Origin of the sequence: Arthrobacter sp. AOP36-C1-22 (assembly GCF_052377515.1) — a bacterium.
In the GTDB taxonomy this organism is placed as follows: Bacteria; Actinomycetota; Actinomycetes; order Actinomycetales; family Micrococcaceae; genus Arthrobacter_H.
Genome location: NZ_JBQSWW010000015.1, coordinates 61,945 through 82,292 on the forward strand (window position 1 = coordinate 61,945; position 20,348 = coordinate 82,292).

General features: G+C 65.2%; 17 protein-coding genes and 1 pseudogene. 8 read left to right on the forward strand and 10 right to left on the reverse strand.

Translation table 11 applies throughout. The features are described 5' to 3' along the window. Positions 1-62: 62 nt before the first annotated feature. The 4 genes from ACT3S6_RS10000 to ACT3S6_RS10015 are packed head-to-tail and all read right to left on the reverse strand — an operon-like array spanning position 63 to position 5,226. A complete protein-coding gene (locus ACT3S6_RS10000; protein ID WP_444554816.1) occupies positions 63-899 on the reverse strand; it encodes a bifunctional allantoicase/(S)-ureidoglycine aminohydrolase in 837 nt (278 codons plus the stop codon). After that, positions 892-2,205: a DUF6986 family protein gene (locus ACT3S6_RS10005; RefSeq protein ID WP_444554817.1), complete on the reverse strand. Its 1,314-nt coding sequence runs from the start codon at positions 2,203-2,205 to the stop codon at positions 892-894. The genes ACT3S6_RS10000 and ACT3S6_RS10005 overlap by 8 nt, the downstream gene beginning before the upstream one ends. Further along, positions 2,202-3,827 carry a malate synthase A gene (gene aceB, locus ACT3S6_RS10010; protein ID WP_444554818.1) on the reverse strand — a complete coding sequence of 542 codons (1,626 nt, stop codon included), beginning with the start codon at positions 3,825-3,827 and terminating at the stop codon, positions 2,202-2,204. The genes ACT3S6_RS10005 and aceB overlap by 4 nt, the downstream gene beginning before the upstream one ends. A 10-nt stretch (positions 3,828-3,837) precedes the next feature. Beyond that, positions 3,838-5,226: an NAD-dependent malic enzyme gene (locus tag ACT3S6_RS10015; RefSeq protein WP_444554819.1), complete on the reverse strand. Its 1,389-nt coding sequence runs from the start codon at positions 5,224-5,226 to the stop codon at positions 3,838-3,840. 259 nt (positions 5,227-5,485) lie between these two features. On the opposite strand from ACT3S6_RS10015, the gene ACT3S6_RS10020 reads away from it, so the two are divergent. Further along, positions 5,486-6,250: an IclR family transcriptional regulator gene (locus ACT3S6_RS10020; protein ID WP_444554820.1), complete on the forward strand. Its 765-nt coding sequence runs from the start codon at positions 5,486-5,488 to the stop codon at positions 6,248-6,250. A 484-nt stretch (positions 6,251-6,734) separates the two neighbouring features. Here the strand turns inward: ACT3S6_RS10020 and ACT3S6_RS10025 are convergent. The 4 genes and pseudogenes from ACT3S6_RS10025 to uraD form a co-directional block, all read right to left on the reverse strand. Next, positions 6,735-8,210, reverse strand: a pseudogene (locus ACT3S6_RS10025) (nucleobase:cation symporter-2 family protein); the annotation flags it as partial. 73 nt (positions 8,211-8,283) lie between these two features. Continuing rightward, the gene (gene pucL / locus ACT3S6_RS10030; protein WP_444554821.1) at positions 8,284-9,204 is read right to left on the reverse strand and encodes a factor-independent urate hydroxylase; all 921 of its coding nucleotides are present in this window, start codon (positions 9,202-9,204) and stop codon (positions 8,284-8,286) included. A 2-nt stretch (positions 9,205-9,206) separates the two neighbouring features. Next, entirely contained in the window at positions 9,207-9,563 is a 357-nt protein-coding gene (uraH, locus tag ACT3S6_RS10035) for a hydroxyisourate hydrolase (RefSeq protein WP_444554822.1), read from the reverse strand. 68 nt (positions 9,564-9,631) lie between these two features. Further along, positions 9,632-10,129, reverse strand: coding sequence for a 2-oxo-4-hydroxy-4-carboxy-5-ureidoimidazoline decarboxylase (gene uraD, locus ACT3S6_RS10040; protein WP_444554823.1), 498 nt, complete (start codon positions 10,127-10,129; stop codon positions 9,632-9,634). Positions 10,130-10,467: 338 nt separating this feature from the next. Between uraD and ACT3S6_RS10045 the strand changes: the two genes are divergently transcribed. Further along, positions 10,468-10,668: a hypothetical protein gene (locus ACT3S6_RS10045; protein ID WP_444554824.1), complete on the forward strand. Its 201-nt coding sequence runs from the start codon at positions 10,468-10,470 to the stop codon at positions 10,666-10,668. A 340-nt stretch (positions 10,669-11,008) separates the two neighbouring features. On the opposite strand, the gene aceE is transcribed toward ACT3S6_RS10045, so the two are convergent. Next, on the reverse strand, positions 11,009-13,696 hold the full coding sequence (gene aceE / locus ACT3S6_RS10050) for a pyruvate dehydrogenase (acetyl-transferring), homodimeric type (RefSeq protein WP_444554825.1): 2,688 nt from the start codon (positions 13,694-13,696) through the stop codon (positions 11,009-11,011). A 208-nt stretch (positions 13,697-13,904) separates the two neighbouring features. On the opposite strand from aceE, the gene ACT3S6_RS10055 reads away from it, so the two are divergent. The 4 genes from ACT3S6_RS10055 to ACT3S6_RS10070 are packed head-to-tail and all read left to right on the forward strand — an operon-like array spanning position 13,905 to position 17,473. Continuing rightward, positions 13,905-14,999 carry an exo-alpha-sialidase gene (locus ACT3S6_RS10055; protein ID WP_444554826.1) on the forward strand — a complete coding sequence of 365 codons (1,095 nt, stop codon included), beginning with the start codon at positions 13,905-13,907 and terminating at the stop codon, positions 14,997-14,999. 5 nt (positions 15,000-15,004) lie between these two features. Further along, a complete protein-coding gene (locus ACT3S6_RS10060) occupies positions 15,005-15,292 on the forward strand; it encodes a MoaD/ThiS family protein (protein ID WP_444554827.1) in 288 nt (95 codons plus the stop codon). Positions 15,293-15,350: 58 nt separating this feature from the next. Next, positions 15,351-16,478, forward strand: coding sequence for a tellurite resistance/C4-dicarboxylate transporter family protein (locus ACT3S6_RS10065; RefSeq protein WP_444554828.1), 1,128 nt, complete (start codon positions 15,351-15,353; stop codon positions 16,476-16,478). Beyond that, positions 16,475-17,473 carry a pirin family protein gene (locus tag ACT3S6_RS10070; RefSeq protein ID WP_444554829.1) on the forward strand — a complete coding sequence of 333 codons (999 nt, stop codon included), beginning with the start codon at positions 16,475-16,477 and terminating at the stop codon, positions 17,471-17,473. The genes ACT3S6_RS10065 and ACT3S6_RS10070 overlap by 4 nt, the downstream gene beginning before the upstream one ends. A 26-nt stretch (positions 17,474-17,499) precedes the next feature. On the opposite strand, the gene dnaB is transcribed toward ACT3S6_RS10070, so the two are convergent. After that, entirely contained in the window at positions 17,500-18,831 is a 1,332-nt protein-coding gene (gene dnaB / locus ACT3S6_RS10075) for a replicative DNA helicase (RefSeq protein WP_444554832.1), read from the reverse strand. A gap of 565 nt (positions 18,832-19,396) precedes the next feature. Here dnaB and ACT3S6_RS10080 point away from each other — a divergent pair. Together ACT3S6_RS10080 and ACT3S6_RS10085 are read left to right on the forward strand one after the other, a co-directional pair. Continuing rightward, positions 19,397-19,819 (forward strand): DUF1801 domain-containing protein, encoded by a 423-nt coding sequence (locus tag ACT3S6_RS10080; protein ID WP_444554830.1) that lies wholly within the window; start codon positions 19,397-19,399, stop codon positions 19,817-19,819. A gap of 80 nt (positions 19,820-19,899) precedes the next feature. After that, a complete protein-coding gene (locus ACT3S6_RS10085; protein WP_444554831.1) occupies positions 19,900-20,346 on the forward strand; it encodes a hypothetical protein in 447 nt (148 codons plus the stop codon). Positions 20,347-20,348 lie beyond the last annotated feature (2 nt).

Below are 20,348 nucleotides of genomic sequence, written 5' to 3' on the forward strand. Positions count from 1 at the left end.
GTGGCCCACGAAAAAACCGGCCACCGGGACGAAGCCCCGACGGCCGGTTTGTTCATTGGTCGCTACAATGCAATCTGGCGATTGACGTCCTTGTAGAGCAGGTAGCGGAAGTTCGCCGGCCCACCGGCGTAGCAAGCCTGCGGGCAGAAGGCGCGCAGCGACATGTAATCGCCTTCCTGCACCTCGACCCAGTCGGCGTTAAGCCGGTAGACGGCCTTGCCTTCCAGGACGTAGAGGCCGTGCTCCATGGTGTGGGTCTCCGCGAACGGGATCGAGGCGCCGGGCTCGAAGGTCACGATGTTCACGTGCATGTCGAACGCGAGGTCCTCGGGGTCGAGCATGCGGGTGGTGCGCCATTTATTGTCGGTACCCGGCATGGCCTTGGGCTCCAGATCGCGCTCGTTGCCGACGACCGGACGGGCCGTATGCCCCTCGAGCGGCTGGTAGCGCTTGCGGAACCAGTGGAAGCTGGCAGCCTCCGTGCCGTCGTTGTTCACGCTGTAAGCGGTCCCGGCGGGGATGAAGGCAAAAGCACCTTCGCTGAGCTGGTGGGTCGTTCCGTCGATCACCAACCGCAGCGATCCCTGCATGACGAAGAGGAATCCCTCCACCTCGGGCTGCGGCTCGGGGTTCTGCGAGCCGCCGCCGGGGGACACCTCGACGATGGTCTGGGAGAACGTGGTCGCCCCACCGGACACCGGACGGTTCAGGACCCAGGAACGGGTTCCCGTCCACTCCGGAAGAACCGAGGTCACGATATCGCGCAGGACCCCGCGCGGGATGACCGTATAGGCCTCGGTGACCACGGCGCGGTCGGTCAACAGATCCGTCTGGGGCGGATGACCACCCTGGGCCGTGTAGTAGGGGGCCTCCACCGGAGCGGTGCTGGTTTTAGACATGGGTTTCCTTTGCGTTGATCGCGGGACGACCCAGAGCCAGGGCCCCGAGTTGTGCCTGGGTGATTTCGACGCCGTTCTCGACTTCGCTGGCCGTCAACGCACCGCAGGTCAGACCGCGGTAGATGAACATGGCCAGGGCCCGCGCGGTGGCCGGCTCGTCCATGATCGAGGATTCGACCTGGTGCACGTAGTTGCGCAACCGGTTGGCCGCTGCGTCGAAACCGTCGCGGTAGAAGGCGTAGGTCGCGAGGTAGCGGGTGGCCAGTTGGGCCGGGTGGAGGTCCCACCCCTGGTAGATCCCCCGCTCCAGATGCCGGCGCACCAGCCGGGCGTGCAAGGCAAACGCCTTGCTGACATGGTCCGGCTCGCCGATGGGCAGGATGTTCGTGGACCCATCGGAGAGATGGACCCCCGTTCCGGCGACCGCGACCTGGAGCACGTTCTTGGCGTGATCCGCAGCGGGGTGCTCCATCGACTGGTACTCCGCGGCGATCCCCAGCGACGCCGAGTAGTCGTAGGTTCCGTAGTGCAGCGACGAAACCCTTCCCCGTCCTGCGTGGATCAGCTGGGCCGACGGCACCGTGCCTTCGGCCGAGAGGATCAGCTGCGGGGTTTCCATCTGGACCTCGAAGCGCAGCCGCCGTGCCGGCAGCCCGTGGGCGGCCTCCAGCTTCTCGCATACGAAGACCATCGCCTCGACCTGGGCCACCGTGGTCACCTTGGGCAGCGTCAGGACCAGCCCGTCGGGCAGTCCCCCGGTGTCCATCAGCGAGCCAATGAACAGGTCGAGGGTGCGAAGGGCACGCTGCCGGGTGGGCAGCTCGAAGCATTTGAAGCGGATCCCGATGAACGGCGGGGCGATGCCCGCGGCAACGGCCCGGTTCACTTCCTGGGCGGCCCGGATGGCGTGGGCGTCCTCTTCCTCGTCGGGCCGGTCCCCCAACCCGTCTTCGAAGTCGATGCGCAGGTCTTCAATCGGCTCGTTGTCCAGCTTCTGGGCCACGAGCTCGGCCAGCAGATCGGCGCGCGACCCGGCGGTGACGTCGGCGCCACCTTCGGCGTCGAGGCCCACGGAGCGGGCCAGCACGGCCAACCCACCGAACTCGCGGGCGGCCGCCAGGGCCTGCCGGCCCCACTGGGCCGGCGTGTCGGCCGTGAACTTATCGGCGGGGACGTAGGCGGTATGCACCGGCTGACGGACTCCGCTATCCCCCGGGTAGGAACGCTCCAGGAGCTTGTCGGTGGCCGCGAGCCGGGTTTCGACCGTCTTGAGGATGGTCTCGTCCAGGACCGGGCTTACGCTCATCGGTTCACCAACTCGGTGGACAGGAGGCGGTAGGCCGGCAGCGTGAGGAAGTCTTCAAAGTCCTCATCGCGCCCGGAAACCAGACGACCGATGAGCTCGCCCGCCGGAACGTAGTACTTCTCGAAGGTTTCCTTGTCGTCGACTTCGGTGCGCAGCCGCTCGATCTCCTCGGCCAGGGCGGCCTTGACGAGTTCGGCGGTGATGGTGTTTCCGGTGTCGTCGGCCACGACGCCGTTGCGGATCTGCTGCCACACCTGCGAGCGGGAGATCTCCGCCGTGGCGGCGTCCTCCATCAGGTTGTGGATCGCCACCGCACCATTGCCCGAAAGCCAGACGGCGGTGTAGGCGACCGCGACATACAGGTTCGCGTGGACCCCCTGCTCGGTGACCTGGCCCGGAGCAGAAGCGACATCCAGGAGGTCCTCGGCGCCGACGGAGACCTCGGGACGCTGCTTGTCCAGCTGGTTCGGGCGATCGCCCAACACGGATCCGAAGACCTCGGAGCAGATCGACACCAGATCCGGGTGCGCCACCCATGAACCGTCGAAGCCGTCACCGGCTTCACGGGTCTTGTCGGCCCTGACCTTCTTGAAGGCGGCCTCGGTGGTTTCCGGTTCGCGGCGGTTCGGGATGAAGGCGGCCATGCCGCCCATGGCGAAGGCACCACGCTTATGGCAAGTCTGCACCAACAGGTCGGTGTAGGCACGCATCATCGGGGCCGTCATCGCCACATCGGCGCGGTCCGGCATGATGAACTTATCGCCGGAGGAGCGGAAGTACTTGATGATGCTGAACAGGTAGTCCCAGCGTCCGGCGTTCAGGCCCGACGCGTGGTCGCGCAGTTCGTAGAGGATCTCGTCCATCTCGAAGGCGGAGGGGATCGTCTCGATCAGCACGGTGGCCCGGACGGTCCCGTGCTCGATGCCCAGTTCTGCCTCGGCGAAGGTGAAGACGTCGTTCCACAGCCGTGCCTCGAGGTGGGATTCCATCTTGGGCAGGTAGTAGAAGGGCCCGTCGCCCTTGGCGGCCAGCTCCTTCGCGTTGTGGAAGAAGTGCAGGCCGAAATCAACCAGCGCACCGACGGTGGGGGCGCCATCGACGAGCACGTTGGCTTCGGGAAGGTGCCAGCCGCGCGGGCGCACCACCACGGTGGCCAGCTCGGCATCGGTCCGCAGGTTGTATTCCTTGCCTTCGGGCGAACGGAACGACAAGGTTCCACGAGCCGCCTCGCCCAGGTTGACCAGTGCGTCGACGACGTTGTGCCAGGTGGGGGTCGACGCGTCTTCGAGGTCGGCCAGCCAGACCTTGGCGCCGGAGTTCAGCGCATTGATGGCCATCTTGGCCGGTGAGGCCGGTCCGGTGATCTCCACACGGCGGTCGCGCAGCTTCTCGGGGGCTTCGGCGACCTTCCAGTCTCCGGCGCGCACCTCTGCGGTCTCGGGAAGGAAATCGATGGTCCCCTTCTCGGAGGCGGCCTGCTGGGCCGTCTGACGTGCGGTCAACAGCTCGTCGCGGGTCGCCGCGAAACGACGCTGCAGCTTCTCCACGAAGGCCAGGGCCTCGTCGCTCAGGACGTCCTGGGCTCCGTCTACGTCGGGAACGTGCGTTAGTGAAATGCTCATGATGATCCTCCTACTTGCTGCCGCGTGCTGCGGCGACTACGGCGTCGGCCACGTCTCCGGCGACGTGCGGGTCGAACACGCTGGGAATGATGAATCCGGAGTTCAGCTCGTTGTCGTCCACCCGCGCGGCGATCGCGTCGGCTGCGGCAACCAGCATTTCCGGGATGATATCAACCGCGTGGGCGTCGAGCAGGCCACGGAAGAAGCCCGGGAACGCCAGCACGTTGTTGATTTGGTTCGGGTAGTCACTGCGGCCGGTGGCCACCACTGCTGCGTGGCGGCCAGCAACGACCGGGTCGACCTCGGGGTCGGGGTTGGCCATGGCAAAGACGATCGCGCCGTCGTTCATGGACTCGATGTGCTTCTCCTCGAGGATATTGGGGGCGGAGACACCGATGAAGACATCGGTGCCGACCATGGCCTCGTGGAGGGTGCCGCTGAAGTTCTCCGGGTTGGTGTTCTCCGCCAACCAGGCGCGGTGGGAATCGCTGTGTTCGGTGTTGCGGTCGATGGCACCATTGCGGCCACAGGCAATGACGTTCTTCGCCCCACGGGCCAGCAGCAGCTGGACGATGGCGTTGCCCGCAGCGCCGACACCCGAGACGACGATGCGCACGTCCTCGATCTTCTTGTCCACCACACGCAGCGCATTCTGCAGGGCCGCCAGGGTGACGATGGCCGTCCCGTGCTGGTCATCGTGGAAGACCGGGATGTCCAGTTCCTCCCGCAGGCGGGCCTCGATCTCGAAACAGCGCGGTGCGGCGATGTCCTCGAGGTTCACGCCCCCGTAGACCGGGGCAAGGGCCTTGACGATGCTGACGATTTCATCCGTGTCCTGGGTATCCAGGCAAACCGGCCAGGCATCGACGTCGGCGAACTGCTTGAAGAGGGCCGCCTTGCCCTCCATGACCGGCAGGGACGCCTCGGGGCCGATGTTGCCCAGCCCCAACACCGCGGAGCCGTCGGTGACCACGGCGATGGTGTTGCGCTTGATCGTCAGGTTGCGTGCCTTGGAGCGGTCGTCGGCGATGGCCTGGCAGACGCGGGCGACGCCGGGGGTGTAGGCACGGGAGAGGTCATCGCGGTTGCGCAGGGCCACCTTGGGAACCACTTCGAGCTTGCCGCCCAGGTGCATCAGGAACGTGCGGTCGCTGACGTTGCGGACCGTGACGTTCTCGAGGTCGTCCAGTGCCTCGCGGATGCGTTCGCCGTGCTCGGCGTCCGTGGTGTTGCAGCTGACGTCGATCACCATGATGCTGTGGGTTGATTCAGTGACATCCAGCGCCGTGATCGCACCGCCTGCAGCACTGACGGCTGCGGCAAGATCGCTCGTGGCCGTGAAGCTGGCCGGTGCCTCGACCCTCAGGGTCATTGAATATCCGGGGCTGGGATTCGCCATGAATTCCTCCTACTAGAACTGATGGTCGGTCTGCTTTTGCAGTACCTGCCATAAAAAACATTTCCGTATAGTGGATAATATTATTTGTACTACGGAAAATCAAGGTCAGCGTACAGATTCGTTCCTCGAACGCTGGATGAACTTTCTCGGCTAACGGAAAAAGTTTTCCCACTTCAAGTACTCTGGATCAAAACGCCGCTCCATATCCGGCCAGACCGTGCGGCATCCCCGGCCGGCGACCACGTTTCAAGGAGAAACCATGCCCACCAAACCAGCCACCGGTGTCCAATCAGTGGAGCGCGCCTTCGATTTGCTAGAACTCATCGCCCGGGCCGGCGGGGAATGCACCCTGAGTGAGTTGGCGGCCGAAACCCCGATGCCGCTGCCGACGATCCACCGGCTGCTGCGCACGCTGGTGGGCATCGGGCATGTCCGCCAGCTGCCCAACCGCCGCTACGCGCTGGGCCCGCGCCTGATCAGGTTGGGCGAGGTCGCCAACCGCCAACTGGGCTCGGTCGCGGCGCCGCTGTTGAAGACGCTCGTCAACGAGCTGGGCGAATCGGCGAACCTCTCGGTGCTCGACGGCGACATGATCACCTACATCAATCAGGTCCCCTCCCCGCACAGCGTGCGGATGTTCACCGAGGTGGGCCGCCGGGCCAACCTCCACGACACCGGGGCCGGCAAGGCGATCCTCTCGGTCATGGATACCGAGCGCGTCGACCGCCTGGTCGGCCAGGCCGGCATGCCGACCCCCACGCCCCACAGCATCGGGACGTTAAAGGAACTCCACGCCGAGCTCGACCGCATCCGCAAGGCGGGCTATTCGATCGACGAGGAGGAGCAGGAGTTGGGAGTGCGTTGCTTCGCCATGGCCGTTCCGGGCGCCCCGACCCCGATGGCCGTTTCCATTTCCGGCCCGACCACCCGTGTCGATCGTGATTTCGGTGATCGCGCCGTTCCTGCCCTGCAGCGGGTGGCCGATGCCATCGCCACTGCCTTGCGCGGCTCCAACGGCTCCTAGGCCCACGGCACCGGCTGCGGGCCCGGCTGCGGGCCCGGCTGCGGGCCCGGGCTTCCCGCCTCGAGGCCCGGGGCCCGCAGCCGGTCAGCCAGGGCCCGCGCACTGCGACTGCGCCACCACGGCAGGATGATCCGGGGTTACAGAGCCGCATCGGACAAAGAACAGCCCGCCTTCACCAGGTTTCCCTGGTGAAGGCGGGCTGTTCTCATTCGTGGGGCGGCGGGGCCGGACCCTAGGCCCTATGGGCCCCGTGTTCCGAGGAACCCGTCTCGCCCTCGTCCTGCTCGTGGAGGGCGTCGGCACGTAGTTCCTGGCCAGCAGCCTCGGGCTGCGCGGCAGTGGCTTCCGTGGCACCGTTCTCACGCACGGCCTTGACGTTCTCGGCTTGGCGCTTGACCTCCTCCGGCTCCATGCCCTCGGGCAGGGCCGCAGGGATGCCTTCGGCCTCACAGGCCTTCACATGCTCGGCCATGACCACGGTGTACTCATCGACGCTGACCACCGGGATCTCGTCGCCGTCCACCGAGATCAGCTTGCCGGATTCGTAGTGGTCCCCGTCCTGCAGGCTGTGCACCTGGTCCTCACGGACCATACGCGGCGGGGACGCAGCGAACACCGAGGCGTTCTTGGAAGGATTACCCAGCTTGAGCTCGTTGAACAGGATGTTCAACAGCACGGCCATCAGGGCTGCGGAGCTGATGCCGGAATCCAGGATCGTGGCCAGCCAGGTGGGGAAGGCATCGTAGAAGTCGCCCTTGACCACGGGGATCAAGCCGAAGGCCAGCGACGCGGAGACGATGATCATGTTCATCCCCTTGTCGTAGTTGACCTTCGACAAGGTACGGATGCCGCTGGCTGCCACCGTGCCGAAGAGCACGATGCCGGCGCCGCCGAGTACGGGAAGCGGGATGGCTGCCACCACGCGCCCCAGGATGGGCAGCAGGCCCAGGACCACCAGGATGCCGCCGCCGGCAGTGACCACGAAGCGGCTCTTGATGCCGGTGATGGCGACCAGCCCGACGTTCTGGGCGAAGGCACTCTGCGTGAACGTGTTGAAGAACGGTGCGACGAAGCTGGAGATCATATCGGCGCGCAGGCCGTCTCCGATGCGCTTGGAGTCGACACGCGTCTTGGCGATTTCGCCGACGGCCAGGATGTCTGCCGTGGTTTCGGTCAGGATCACCAGCACCACGATCGTCATGGAGATGATGCCACCGATTTCGAAGACCGGCATGCCGAAGGCCAACGGCTTGGGGATCTCGAAGATGGGGCCGTCTCCGACCGTGGCGAAGTCGGCAATGCCGACCGCCCAGGCCACCAGGGTCCCGATGACGATGGCCAACAGGATCGACAGGCGTGAGATCGCGGCATTGCCGACCTTGCTCAACAGGAGCACGATGAGCAGCGTCAACGCGGCCAAGCCGATATTGGCCAGGGAGCCGTAGTCGTCCGTCGTATCGTCGCCACCCATGGACCAGTTCGCCGCCACCGGGGTGAGCGAAAGGCCGATCATGGTGATGACCACACCGGTGACCACCGGCGGGAAGAATCTGATGATGCGGGCAAAGAACGGTGCCACAAGGAAACCGATGGCCGCGGCGACCATGACGGCCCCGAAGACCGCTTGGATGCCACCATCACCCTTGACGATGGTGACCAGCGTCGCGACGGACGCGAAGGACGTGCCCTAGACCAGCGGCAACTGGGCGCCGAAGAAGGGGACGCCGACCGTTTGCAGGATCGTGGCCAGACCGCCGATGAACAAGCAGGATGCGACCAGCAGGGCCAGATCGGTGCTGTCCATGCCCGCGGCCGCGCCGATGATCAGTGGCGGAGCAATGATGCCGCCATACATGGTGAGCACATGCTGCAAGCCATAGGCGAGGGTGCGCCCCAGTGGTAGCTTCTCGTCTTCCGGACGGGCTACTGCTGTGGCGTTTCGATGTTGCTTGGCTTTCACGGCTGACCTCCTTGTGCACTTCCGTGAGGGCCGGGCGCCCGCAATGCTGCGGGCGCCCTGCGTGTACTACCGCTTAGCAGAAGCCTGCGGCATTTTCCCAGATCGGGTGCGTGGGCGAAACGCCTTCACGCTGGATGGTTGCTTCAATGAGGCCGTACGGGCGATCCGCCGCGAAGAAGACCTCGTTGGGGTTGTCCTGGCCGAACGGCGACAGGTCCACCAGGAAGTGGTGGCTGTTCGGCAGCGAGAAACGGATTTCCTCGATCTCGGGATGCGTCTCGAGAACCAGGCGGCCCATTTCGTACATCGTCTGCTGCAGGGCCATCGAGTGGGTCTCGGCGAAGGCCTTGAGCAGCAATTCACGCACGGAGGCGTAGATGCCGTTGAAATCGGTGTCCTCCGAGGTCGAAGCCTCGGTGTTGTAGCGCCACCGGGTGTTGACATCCGTGGCGAGAACGCGCTCGGAGGTCTCCTTCAAGGTCGTGTACTTGTCGACCGGGAAGCCGTGGAACTCGCTGCCCGTGGACTTGAGCACGGTCAGTCCGGAGATGCCGGCCAGGATGCTCTTCTGTCCGTCGGCGATCTCCAGGATCGCCGTGCGGACCTCGCTCATGTTGCGCGAGAAGGAGTGGTCGTGGTCCTGGATGCGGTCCCAGAAGTACTGTTCCGCGGCCCAGCGCCCACCGGTCACCCAATCGAACTCGGAGACGAAGTGGTCACCGAGACGCTTGATGAACTTCTCCGGGGACCCGACTCCGTCACGGGCGAAGCCATAGACGGTGTTCTTCTGCGTGTCGGTGGGGACGACGTGGCCGTTGTCTCCCTCGGTGTGCGCGGCTTCGAAGTCGCCGTGCAACTGCGAGGAGACGTTGAGGTCCTCGATCTCGTGGCGGGCGGTGTCGCGGGTGATCTTGACCAGGCGGACCTCGGCCTTGCCGTATTGATTCTTTGCCAGGACGATCTTGGTGCTGGGCTTAGAAGCGGTGGTAGACATGTCTAGCTCCCTCGGTATGTCGAATATGCAAACGGGCTGATAAGAAGAGGTACGTGGTAGTGCTGGCCTTCGTCGGCGATGACGAATCCCAGCGCGACCTCGGGGAAGAAGGTTTCCGTTCCCGTCTTCCCGAAGTAGGCCCCGGTATCAAAAGTGATTCGGTATTGCCCTACTTCAACCGCGACCGGCCCGAGGTTGTTGATCCGACCATCCTGGTCGGTGCTTCCTGAGCCGATTTCTTGCCAGCCGGACGCCTGCTTGGCTTCCAGCGTGGCCTTGACACCGGAGGCGGGCCTCCCGGTCCCGGTGTCGAGAATGTGGGTAGTGATGTGACTGCGTTCGGACGCTGCTGCGCTCATCGAATTGCTCCTTGGGATGGGTCGCTGGGTGCGGGGGCGGGCCAAAGACGGGGGCCCGGCGCCGATGCTTAGGTGGTGGCGAAGAGTCCGCGGAGACGCAACAGTGCGATCTCGCGCAATTGCACGGCGACCTCGGCACTCTCGGCCTCCTCGGAGTTCGCCTGGCGGCGTTCCAACTCGGCCAGGATCTCTTCCGCGCTGCGACCTGCAGCACGGATGAGGAACACCCGGCCGAACTTCTGCTCGTACTCCTTGTTTCCCTCCAGGATCCTGCGTGCCGTTTCCGACTCCGCATCCACCGCTGATTGTTCGTCCCGGCTGAGCGTGGCTTCGGCCGACTGGCCCTTGGCCTTCTCCCCGATGCGGGGGTGATGCGCCAAGGCGGCATCTACTTCACCGGCACTGAAGGGGGTGGCCTCCGCTTCGGCGCGGGCGAGGAGGTCCTCGACCCCGGCATACGGCCGGTTGTCGACGACGCCCTGGATCCAGCGGTCGATGTCTGCGCAGGGGCGCAACGTGGCAACGGCCTGCTCGGCAGTGGCATTGTTGAATTCCTGGAGATCCATTGGTGTCAGCTCTCTCACAGTCAGACTGCTTCCACCTTGGCGCTGAACACCCTTACCGTCGAGGGTTGGCCCTCAAGTTGACTCGATGTTTCTGTATGGTGGAATTTTTATTTCGTTATCTACTGTAACCCCGCTCACATATCGATTGTCAAGACGCAGGGCGGATCATTCTTCACCCCTTCCGCCCGCCGGCGGCTTGACCTGGGCGCAGAACTTGCCGCGCCATTCGAAAAAATCCCAGCACCCCTTGCCAGACCATCAAATCGAGTCCATACTTATTCCATATCCCAAAATAGTTTTTCCGACTACCGGAAAACGAGCATATCGAGGAGGACCGCATGACCACAGATCAGGATCGCCGGGACGACACCGGGCACCAGCCGCGGGTCAGCCACTCGACGCCACGCCCCTGCACCGAGCCCTTCTACGCCGTCGGAGGCCTCGACCCCGACTTCGCCCCGCCGCTGCACACCCCCAGCAAGCCGGGCCTCTTCTCCCGGCTGGGCGCCAGCTGGCGCCGCGCCACCACCACCCGCTAGGCGTTCACGGGCAGGACCGGGCAGAGGACCGGCCCCCAACGGAACCGGAGCGGCACAGACGATTATTCGGACAGCGAAGCGCTGGCCGGGGAGCACTCGACCCCGACCAGCGCTTTATTGCGTCCAGGGCACGGGCCCCGGCATCTTGCGGCGGGGCCCAGCGGGCAGCGACGATGACCCTTCGCGCCCCCTCCGACGGCGGTCCCCTCCACGAGGGACGCGGACCCGCCACCAGGACCCTCGCCCGACGCCAGCCGTCTGTCCCGTCGCCCACGCCCCTGCCCCCACACATGACACCGCCGCCCGCCCCCAAGGGGACGGGCGGCGGTGCTGACGGTCTCTATTCGGCGTTCTGGTCGAAGCCGTAGTGCTCGTGGGCCTGGCGGGCGACCGAGGCATCGATCTCCCCGCGGCGCGCCAGCATCTGCAGCGTGCGCACCACGACCGATTGTGCGTCGATCCCGAAGAAGCGTCGAGCCGCGGGACGGGTGTCCGAGAAGCCGAAGCCATCGGCCCCCAGCGTCGCGAAGTCGTTCGGGACGAACTGTCGGATCTGGTCCGGAACCTGACTGGCATAGTCGCTCACGGCGACCACCGGCCCCTGGGCCTCGGCGAGCTTCTCGGTGACGTAGGCCTGCCGCGCCTCGTTTTCGGGGTGGAGGAAGGAATCACGTTCGGCGGCGACGCCGTCGCGACGCAGTTCGTTCCAGCTGGTCACCGACCAGACATCGGCGGAGACGCCCCACTCCTCGGCGAGGAGCTGCTGGGCCTCCAGGGCCCACGGCACCGAGACGCCCGAAGCCAGCACCTGGGCCTTCGGGCCCGCGGTTTGGGAGGGCGATAGGAGGTAGATGCCCCGCAGGACCCCCTCGACGTCCAGGCCCTCGGGCTCGGCAGGCTGCGCAATCGCCTCGTTGTAGACCGTGAGGTAATACATGACGTTGGGGTCTTCGTGCTCGCCCCCGTACATGCGCTCCAGGCCGTCCCTGATGATGTGCCCGATCTCGTAGCCGTAGGCCGGATCGTAGGTGACCACTGCCGGGTTGGTGGAAGCCAGGATCGGGGAGTGCCCGTCGGCGTGCTGTAGGCCCTCGCCGGTCAGCGTGGTCCGCCCGGCGGTGGCTCCGATGATGAACCCGCGGGCCATCTGGTCACCGGCAGCCCAGAAGGCGTCGCCGGTGCGCTGGAAACCAAACATCGAGTAGAACACGTAGACGGGGATCAACGGTTCGCCATGCGTGGCGTAGGAGGTCCCTGCCGCGGTGAAGGCAGCCACCGCGCCGGCCTCGTTGATGCCCGGATGGATCAACTGGCCTTGCGGGGATTCCTTATAGGCCAGCACCAGATCCCGGTCCACAGACAGGTATTCCTGCCCGCCGGGGTTGTAGATCTTCGCGGTCGGGAAGAAGGCATCCATGCCGAAGGTCCGGGACTCGTCGGGGACGATCGGGACCACCCGGTTGCCGAACTTCTTATCGCGCATGAGGTCCTTGAGCAGACGCACGAAGGCCATCGTGCTGGCCGCCTGCTGCTTGCCGGAACCGCGTTTGGCGACTTCGTAGGCCTTGTCCTCGGGGAGATGGACTTCTGCATGCTTGGTCCGGCGTTCGGGAACCGCCCCACCCAGGGCCGCCCGGCGATCCATCATGTACTTGATCTCCGGGGCGTCCATGCCCGGGTGGTAGTACGGCGGGGTGTACGGATCGGCTTCGAGCTGCTCATCGGTGATCGGGATCCGCAGCAGGTCGCGGAAGGCCTTCAGGTTGTCGGCCGTGAGCTTCTTCATCTGGTGGGTCGCATTGCGCCCCTCGAAGCTCGTGCCCAGGCCGTAGCCCTTGACCGTCTTGGTCAGGATGACCGTGGGCTTGCCCTTGAACTCGGTGGCGGCCTTATAGGCGGCATAGACCTTGTGGTAATCGTGACCGCCACGCTTGAGGTTCCAGATCTGGTCGTCGCTCAGATCCGCGACCATCTCCTTGGTCGCCGGGGTCTTGCCGAAGAAGTGCTCGCGCACGAATCCGCCGGATTCGGCCTTATAGGTTTGGTAGTCCCCATCGGGGGTGGTGTTCATGATGTCCACCAGGGATCCGTCGACGTCCTTCTCCAGGAGGTCGTCCCATTCGCGGCCCCAGACCACCTTGATGACGTTCCAGCCGGCACCGCGGAAGAAGGCCTCCAGCTCCTGCATGATCTTACCGTTGCCCCGCACGGGGCCATCGAGGCGCTGCAGATTGCAGTTGATCACGAACGTGAGGTTGTCCAGCTTCTCGTTGGCCGCCAGCTGCAGGAAGCCACGCGATTCCGGCTCGTCCATTTCGCCGTCGCCCAGGAACGCCCAGACGTGCTGGTCGGAGGTGTCCTTGATGCCACGGTTCTGCAGGTAGCGGTTCGACTGGGCCTGGTAGATCGCGTTCGCCGGGCCGATGCCCATGGAGACGGTGGGGAATTCCCAGAAGTCCGGCATCGAACGGGGGTGCGGGTAGGAGGGCAGGGCATGGCCCTTCTTGGACTTCTCCTGCCGGAAACCGTTGAGGTCCTCTTCGCTCAGCCGGCCTTCCATGAAGGCGCGGGCGTACATGCCGGGGGAGGCGTGGCCCTGGAAGAAGACCTGGTCGCCGCCGCCGGGGTGGTCCTTGCCACGCCAGAAGTGGTTGAACCCGACCTCGTACATCGTCGCGGCACCGGCATAGGTGGAGATGTGCCCGCCGACCCCGATGTCGGGGTGCTGGCCGCGGTGGACCATGATGGCGGCATTCCAGCGCATCCAGGCGCGGTAACGACGCTCGATCTCTTCATCGCCGGGGAACTCCGGCTCACGGTCCACCGCAATGGTGTTGACGTAATCGGTGGTCTGCGGCCGCGGAACCTCCACGCTGCGGTTGGAGGCCCGTTCCCAGAGGCTGCCCATGATGTCCGAGGCGTGCCTCGTCCCCCTGGCCTCCACCAGACCGTCGAAGGACTCCAGCCATTCGGCGGTCTCCTCCGGATCGGATCCGGCGGCGGTGGGCGAATCGTCGATGATACTCATGCATGCCTCTCTGACGTGTCCGGAACGGGTGACATTCCGCGGTCAACACCATCTAAAATAAATCTCGCCTTGTGGAAGTTTCTTCTCACAGAGCAATATCAAGTGAACGCGGTCACGGCCACGCTGTCAATCCATCAACGAAATATTGATTCTCCATCCCGGTGGAACAACTATTGCCCACGCCCTCTTCCGGTGATGCACTTCTCCCATGACCACCACCATGATTGCCATCGGAACGAAGAAGGGCCTCTGGATCGCCACAAGCGGGAACGGGCGCGACTTCACCCTGGGCGAGCCACATTTCCTGAACCAGGAAGTAGCCTCCGTCGCCATCGACAGCCGCGGCCCGCAACCGCGCATCCTCGCCGGACTCAACGACTGGCACTGGGGCCCGACCGTGGTCCATTCGGATGATTTCGGGGCCACCTGGTCCGAACCCGAAGACGGAGCCATCGCCTTTCCCGCAGATACCGGCGCCGCACTGGAGCGGGTCTGGCATCTACGTCCCGATACCCCGGAGCGGCCCGGCGTCATCTGGGCCGGCTGTGAACCGACCTCCGTCTGGAAATCCACCGATGGCGGCGAGAGCTTCGAATTGAATCGTGGCCTCTGGGACCATCCACACCGCCCCGAATGGGGAGCGGGATTCGGCGGTGCCGCCGTCCATACGATCGTCCCCCACTCCACCGACGCGGGGACCGTCCACGTGGCGATGAGCACCGGCGGGGTCTACCGCACCCACGACGGGGGCAGCACCTGGCAGGCCAGGAACCGGGGGATCTCCGCAGGGTTCCTGCCCGCCGAGGAACCGGAGTTCGGCCAGTGCGTCCACCGGATCACCGCCGATTCGACCAATCCCGACCGGCTCTACGCGCAAAACCATGGCGGCGTCTACCGCAGCGACGACGGCGGCGACCACTGGGCCGATATCGCCTCCGGCCTGCCCTCCGACTTCGGCTTCACGTTCCTGACCCACCCGCACCGTGCCGATACGGCCTGGACGCTGCCGCTGGAGGCGGACATCCAACGCATCCCACCCGGAGGCAGACTCAGCCTGTACCGCACCACCGATGCCGGTTCCACCTGGACCGAACAGCACCGCGGACTACCGGACCACGAATACAACGTCGTGCTGCGCGACGCCGCCGACGTCGACGTTCCTGACCCCGAGGGCCCCGCTTGCCTCTATCTGGGGACCCGCGGAGGCGAGGTCCACACCAGCAGTGACGAAGGTGGGAGCTTCCACCAGGTGGCCTCCCGTCTGCCCGACATCCTCAGCCTGCGCGCCGGCTCGGTGCGGTGACGGCCATGGCCCACGCCAACCTCGAGATCCCCGCGACGTTGGCCCCCCTCTGGGGCCGGCAACGCCGGGCCGTGATCGAGTACGACGCCGGAACCCGGCTGGAGGGGTTCCTGGACCTCGCAGGGCAGGGACACCCCCGATTCGCCCGGCGCTTGCGCGACGAGACCGGAGCGATCCGCCGCTACGTCAACGTGTTCATCGACGGGGAGAATGTCAGGGTCCTGGAAGGTCTGGACACGGTGGTCCCCGACGGGGCGAACGTATTGATCATCCAGTCCGTCGCCGGAGGCTGAATCCAGCGGCCAAGGATAAGCTGACAGCACCCGCCAGCAGCCCGAAGGGATCCAGACCATGCCAGCCGCACCCCTGACCTCGCCACGGCCCCCCACCCCCGGCACCACACCGGCGGGCCTCCGACGCAGATTCGCGGCGACGATCTCCGATCTCCCACCCTCGTGCTTCGCCTTCGTGATGGCCACCGGCATCGTCTCGGCGGCCCTGCTGAAGTCCGGCCGACCGGTGCCGGCGGAGATCCTGTTCTGGGTGGCGATCACGGCGCTGGTGATCCTGATCGCCGCAACACTCTGGCGCGCCATCGCCCACCCCGGGAAGTTTGCCGCGGACATCATCTCCCCGGCCAAGACCTTCGGGTTCTTCAGCTTCGTCGCCGGGCTGGACGTCCTGGGGCTGCACTACGTGATGACCGACCGGGCGGACATCGCCCTGGTCCTGGGCTGCCTGGCAGCCCTGGCCTGGCTGGTGCTGACGTACCTCATTCCCGGCGTACTGCTGCTGCGCCCGCAAGGCACCCCCGTCCTCAACGCGGCCAACGGCAGCTGGTTCCTCTGGGTCGTCGCGACCCAATCGCTGGCGTCGGCCGCCGCGGGCGTCGCCAGCGCCCATTCCAGCAACGGACTGGCAACCCTGGCGGCGGCGCTGTGGGGGGTCGGGGTGATGCTGTACATGCTGATCGGCACCCTGATCACCCTGCGGCTGATCACCCGGGCCAACCGGCCCGCCGATCTGAGCCCCACCTATTGGATCTTCATGGGGGCGACAGCCATCTCGGTATTGGCCGGTAGTGCCCTGTTGAAGCTGCCGGACAGCTTCGAGGCCATCGCCGCGACGCGCGGCTTCATCAGCGGAACCAGCTTCATCCTCTGGTCCCTGGGCCTGTGGTGGGTCCCGCTGCTCATCCTCTTCGGGATCTGGCGCCACGTCGTGCACCACCACAACATGCGCTACGAAACCGCCCTGTGGTCCATCGTCTTCCCCCTGGGGATGCTGGCCACATCGTCCATGATGTTCGGTCAGGGTCAGGGGATCGGGATCATCGACCGGATCGGCCACGTGACCGTCTGGGTCGCGGTACCGGCCTGGAGCATCGCCGTGATCCTCATGGTGGTCGCGGCGGCCCGGTGGCTGCGCACGCCGCCCGGGGAACCCACGCCGCCGGTCCAAGAACCCGGCATACCGTGAGTAACTTCGAGAAGGACCCCCCGGAAATCCTCTGCGCGGACCGTCCCACCACCGGGTCCGGAACCACCACACCCGAACTTCTGGTTCCCCGCGACGTCCCCCTGGGAGGGCCCCGAGGCATGAACGTGCGACGGACGCTCCCCCAACGCCGCCGCAGTCTCATCGGCTCCTGGTGCTTCCTTGACCACTACGGTCCCCGGGATCTGACGGACAGCCAGGGAATGAACGTTCCCCGCCACCCGCATACCGGCCTGCAAACCGTCAGTTGGCTATTCTCCGGGGAAATCGAACACCGCGATTCCACCGGAACACTGGCCGTTGTCCGCCCCGGGGAACTGAATCTCATGACGGCCGGCAGCGGCATCAGCCATTCGGAGTTCTCCACGCCCGAGACCACCATCTTGCATGGAGCCCAACTTTGGATTGCCCTACCGAATACTTCCCGCGACACCGCACCCGCGTTCGAGCACTACCGCCCCGACCCCATTTCGGGTCAGGGCTGGGTCGCCAGGGTTTTTCTCGGATCATTGCTCGGTGACAGCGCCCCCAGCGCCGTGCACCGCCCATTGGTGGGCGCCGAGCTCCGGCTCGAGGAAGGCGCCACGCTCGTCGTAGATACGGAACCGGGTTTCGAATACGGGCTCCTGCTCGACGCCGGGAGCCTCCTGGTAGATGAAACCGAGGTCCCGATGGGCCATCTGGCCTACCTCCCGCAGGGTTCGACATCGATGTCGTTGCGGGGGCTCGACGGCGGGGCCCGCCTGCTCCTCATCGGCGGGGAACCGTTGGGTGAACAAATCGTGATGTGGTGGAACTTCGTGGGGCGTTCACACCAAGAACTCGTCGACTTCCGGACCGCGTGGCAGCAGCAAATCGACCCTGAAGCCTCTCAGTGGTCGTCAGATGGCCACGATTTCGGACCCTTCCCAGCCGGGCAGCCAGCGGCTCTGCCGGCACCGGAAATGCCCAACGCCCGGCTGAAACCGCGGAGCTAGGGGGAGCGGCAACCCGCCCTTGCGGGTTAGAACCCCCCGCCGCCTTCGGTGGCCATGTTGTTGAAGCGCTGGTAATGGCCCTGGAAGGCTACGACGATGTTCTTGGTCGGACCGTTGCGGTTCTTGGCCACGATGATGTCCGCTTCGCCGGCGCGTGCGGATTCCTTGTCGTAGATATCCTCGCGGTGCAACAGGATCACCAGGTCGGCGTCCTGCTCGATCGAGCCCGACTCACGCAGATCCGAGACCATCGGCTTCTTATCGGTGCGCTGCTCGGAACCACGGTTGAGCTGCGAGAGGGCGACGACGGGAACATCGAGTTCCTTGGCCAACAGCTTCAGTGCCCGAGAGAACTCCGAGACTTCCTGCTGGCGCGATTCCACGCGTTTGCCCGAACTCATCAGCTGGAGGTAGTCCAGCACCACGAGCTTCAGGTCGTGCCGCTGCTTCAGGCGCCGGCACTTGGCCCGGATCTCCATCAGTGACATGTTCGGGGAGTCGTCGATGAACAACGGCGCCTCGTTCAACCGCCCCATGGTGGTGGCGATCTTGCCCCACTGCTCGTCCTTGATGGTGCCCTTGCGCAGATCCTGCAATCCGATGCTGGCTTCGGCCGACAGCAGACGCATGGCGATCTCGTTGCGCCCCATCTCCAGGGAGAAGACCACGGTGGTCATGTTGTTCTTGATGGATGCCGAACGGGCGATGTCCAGGGCGAAGACCGACTTGCCCACCGCGGGTCGGGCGGCCACCACGACCATCTGTCCTCCGTGGAGGCCCTGGGTCAGTTCGTCGAGTTCATAGAGGCCGGTCGGCACCCCGATCATTCCCTCGCCACGCTGGCCCGCCGATTCGATCTCGTCTACGGTGCCTTCGATGATGTCGCGGAGCGGGACGTAGTCCTCCGAGGTGCGTCGTTCGGCCACCGCGTAGATCTGGGCCTGCGCATCGTTGACGATCGCGTCGACCTCGCCGTCCTGGCTGTAGCCCATCTGCACGATCTTGGTGCCCGCTTCAACCAGCCGGCGTAATACCGCCCGTTCACGGACGATCTCCGCGTAGAACCCGGCGTTGGCCGCGGTCGGCACCGACTGGATCAGTGTGTGCAGGTAGGCGGGTCCTCCGACACGGGAGATCTCCCCGCGTTTGGTCAAGTGGTCGGACACCGTCACCGCGTCGGCGGGTTCGCCCCGGCCATAGAGGTCCACGACGGCCTCGTAGATCGCCTCATGCGCGGGCCGATAGAAATCGACGCCCCGCAGGACCTCGACACAGTCCGCGATGGCATCCTTCGAGAGCATCATGCCACCGAGCACGCTTTGCTCCGCCACGAGGTCCTGGGGCGGGGTCCGCCCCATGTCCGATGAATTCGACGACCCTGATTCGGTGTGCGTGAGCGTCACGTCCGGTTCCTTCCCTCTCAGCGCGGCGCCGGTGATGCGGCGCAGCCACGTCCCTCTAGTATCCCAGTGAATGCGACCCACCGACACAATGGTGCCGCGGGTGACGAACGGGGAATCCAGCCCGGTTGGAGCCGGGGACCCTGTCACCCTATGCCCCCGACGGGCAGAACCAAAGAGAGTTATCCACAGCCCATGTGGAGAACCTGTGGGTGACGCGGCGTGTTGTGTGCACAGTCTGGGGACGGGCTTGTGGATTACTTTTATTTTCCTTCAATAACCCTGCTCTGACTAGGCATTTTACTTGTGGATAACAACTGATGGAAGAAAACTTTTCGTCAACATTCACCCCCTACTTGCAGGTTGCCAAGCAGCACACATGTGTGCAGGCGCCACTTATCCACAAGTTGGCCATGGTTCTCCACAGACACGCCGCCAGCTGTGGGTAGCTTTGACTTTCGCGTCCTCGGGCCGGGCCGGGACATCCATTGCCGTCGCCGAATCGCACTGGCACGCTGGCACGATGTCAGCAGCGAAGACCCGACCGACAGAGGTGGATCCACGTGATTTCCTCGCTGCCATCGAGCACCCCGCGCGGCGGGACGACGCCCACGCACTTCTGTCGATGATGCAGGAAGCCAGCGGTCGGCCCGCGATGATGTGGGGAACCAGCATCGTCGGGTTCGGCTCCTACCATTACCGCTACCCCAGCGGGCGTGAAGGAGATACCCCGGCGATCGGGTGCTCTCCCCGCGCCTCCTCGCTGGCCCTCTACGGGCTGACGGACCCCCCGGCCGCGGCCGGGCTCCCGGCTGGACTCGGCAAGCACCGACTGGGCGCTTCGTGCCTCTACGTCAACAAGTTGGCCGACGTCGGGCTCGGGATCCTGCGTGAACTCATGGATACTGGACACCACCACGTGATGACCGAACTTCACCAGCCCTGAACGGGTCCGGAGCCAAGGCACGTGAAATAATGGAGGAAAGACCGTCGCCCGCGCGGCGGCCCCGAACCCCAGGAGGGGACATGTCTGAAATCAGCGGTTCCGAACTGCTGACGGCGATCGTCGCGATCGTCGTCCTTTTCGCGGTGTTCGGTGCCTTGACCTGGATCTTCAAGACACGACCCTCGGGCCACCCCAGCGATGCCGAGCAATACATCGCCCGCCTCAATGCCACGGCGGCCCACCAACAGCAGATCGACACGGAGAAGGCGGAAAAGCTCCGGGCGGCGACGACGGCTCGGGCGGCCCAGGCCGCCCGCAACTCCCCCGGACGCACCGGCCAGAGCACCGGGTTCGACCTCGAACATCCCCCGGGGATGGCGCCCGGTCCGGGAAACCCCAATTTCGACCGCGTCATGCAGCTGATCAATCAAGGAAACTACGTCGGCGCGGTACGTAAGATCAGGCAGGACACTGGCCTGGGGCTGCTCCAGGCCAAACGATACGTGGACATCCTGCGGGGCATGTAGCC

Excerpts from the sequence above, each read along its gene's own strand:
- ACT3S6_RS10000 (WP_444554816.1), bottom strand. The coding sequence starts at position 899 with ATGTCTAAAACCAGCACCGCTCCGGTGGAGGCCCCCTACTACACGGCC.
- ACT3S6_RS10005 (WP_444554817.1), bottom strand. The coding sequence starts at position 2,205 with ATGAGCGTAAGCCCGGTCCTGGACGAGACCATCCTCAAGACGGTCGAA.
- aceB (WP_444554818.1), bottom strand. The coding sequence starts at position 3,827 with ATGAGCATTTCACTAACGCACGTTCCCGACGTAGACGGAGCCCAGGAC.
- ACT3S6_RS10015 (WP_444554819.1), bottom strand. The coding sequence starts at position 5,226 with ATGGCGAATCCCAGCCCCGGATATTCAATGACCCTGAGGGTCGAGGCA.
- ACT3S6_RS10020 (WP_444554820.1), top strand. The coding sequence starts at position 5,486 with ATGCCCACCAAACCAGCCACCGGTGTCCAATCAGTGGAGCGCGCCTTC.
- pucL (WP_444554821.1), bottom strand. The coding sequence starts at position 9,204 with ATGTCTACCACCGCTTCTAAGCCCAGCACCAAGATCGTCCTGGCAAAG.
- uraH (WP_444554822.1), bottom strand. The coding sequence starts at position 9,563 with ATGAGCGCAGCAGCGTCCGAACGCAGTCACATCACTACCCACATTCTC.
- uraD (WP_444554823.1), bottom strand. The coding sequence starts at position 10,129 with ATGGATCTCCAGGAATTCAACAATGCCACTGCCGAGCAGGCCGTTGCC.
- ACT3S6_RS10045 (WP_444554824.1), top strand. The coding sequence starts at position 10,468 with ATGACCACAGATCAGGATCGCCGGGACGACACCGGGCACCAGCCGCGG.
- aceE (WP_444554825.1), bottom strand. The coding sequence starts at position 13,696 with ATGAGTATCATCGACGATTCGCCCACCGCCGCCGGATCCGATCCGGAG.
- ACT3S6_RS10055 (WP_444554826.1), top strand. The coding sequence starts at position 13,905 with ATGACCACCACCATGATTGCCATCGGAACGAAGAAGGGCCTCTGGATC.
- ACT3S6_RS10060 (WP_444554827.1), top strand. The coding sequence starts at position 15,005 with ATGGCCCACGCCAACCTCGAGATCCCCGCGACGTTGGCCCCCCTCTGG.
- ACT3S6_RS10065 (WP_444554828.1), top strand. The coding sequence starts at position 15,351 with ATGCCAGCCGCACCCCTGACCTCGCCACGGCCCCCCACCCCCGGCACC.
- dnaB (WP_444554832.1), bottom strand. The coding sequence starts at position 18,831 with ATGGGGCGGACCCCGCCCCAGGACCTCGTGGCGGAGCAAAGCGTGCTC.
- ACT3S6_RS10080 (WP_444554830.1), top strand. The coding sequence starts at position 19,397 with ATGTCAGCAGCGAAGACCCGACCGACAGAGGTGGATCCACGTGATTTC.
- ACT3S6_RS10085 (WP_444554831.1), top strand. The coding sequence starts at position 19,900 with ATGTCTGAAATCAGCGGTTCCGAACTGCTGACGGCGATCGTCGCGATC.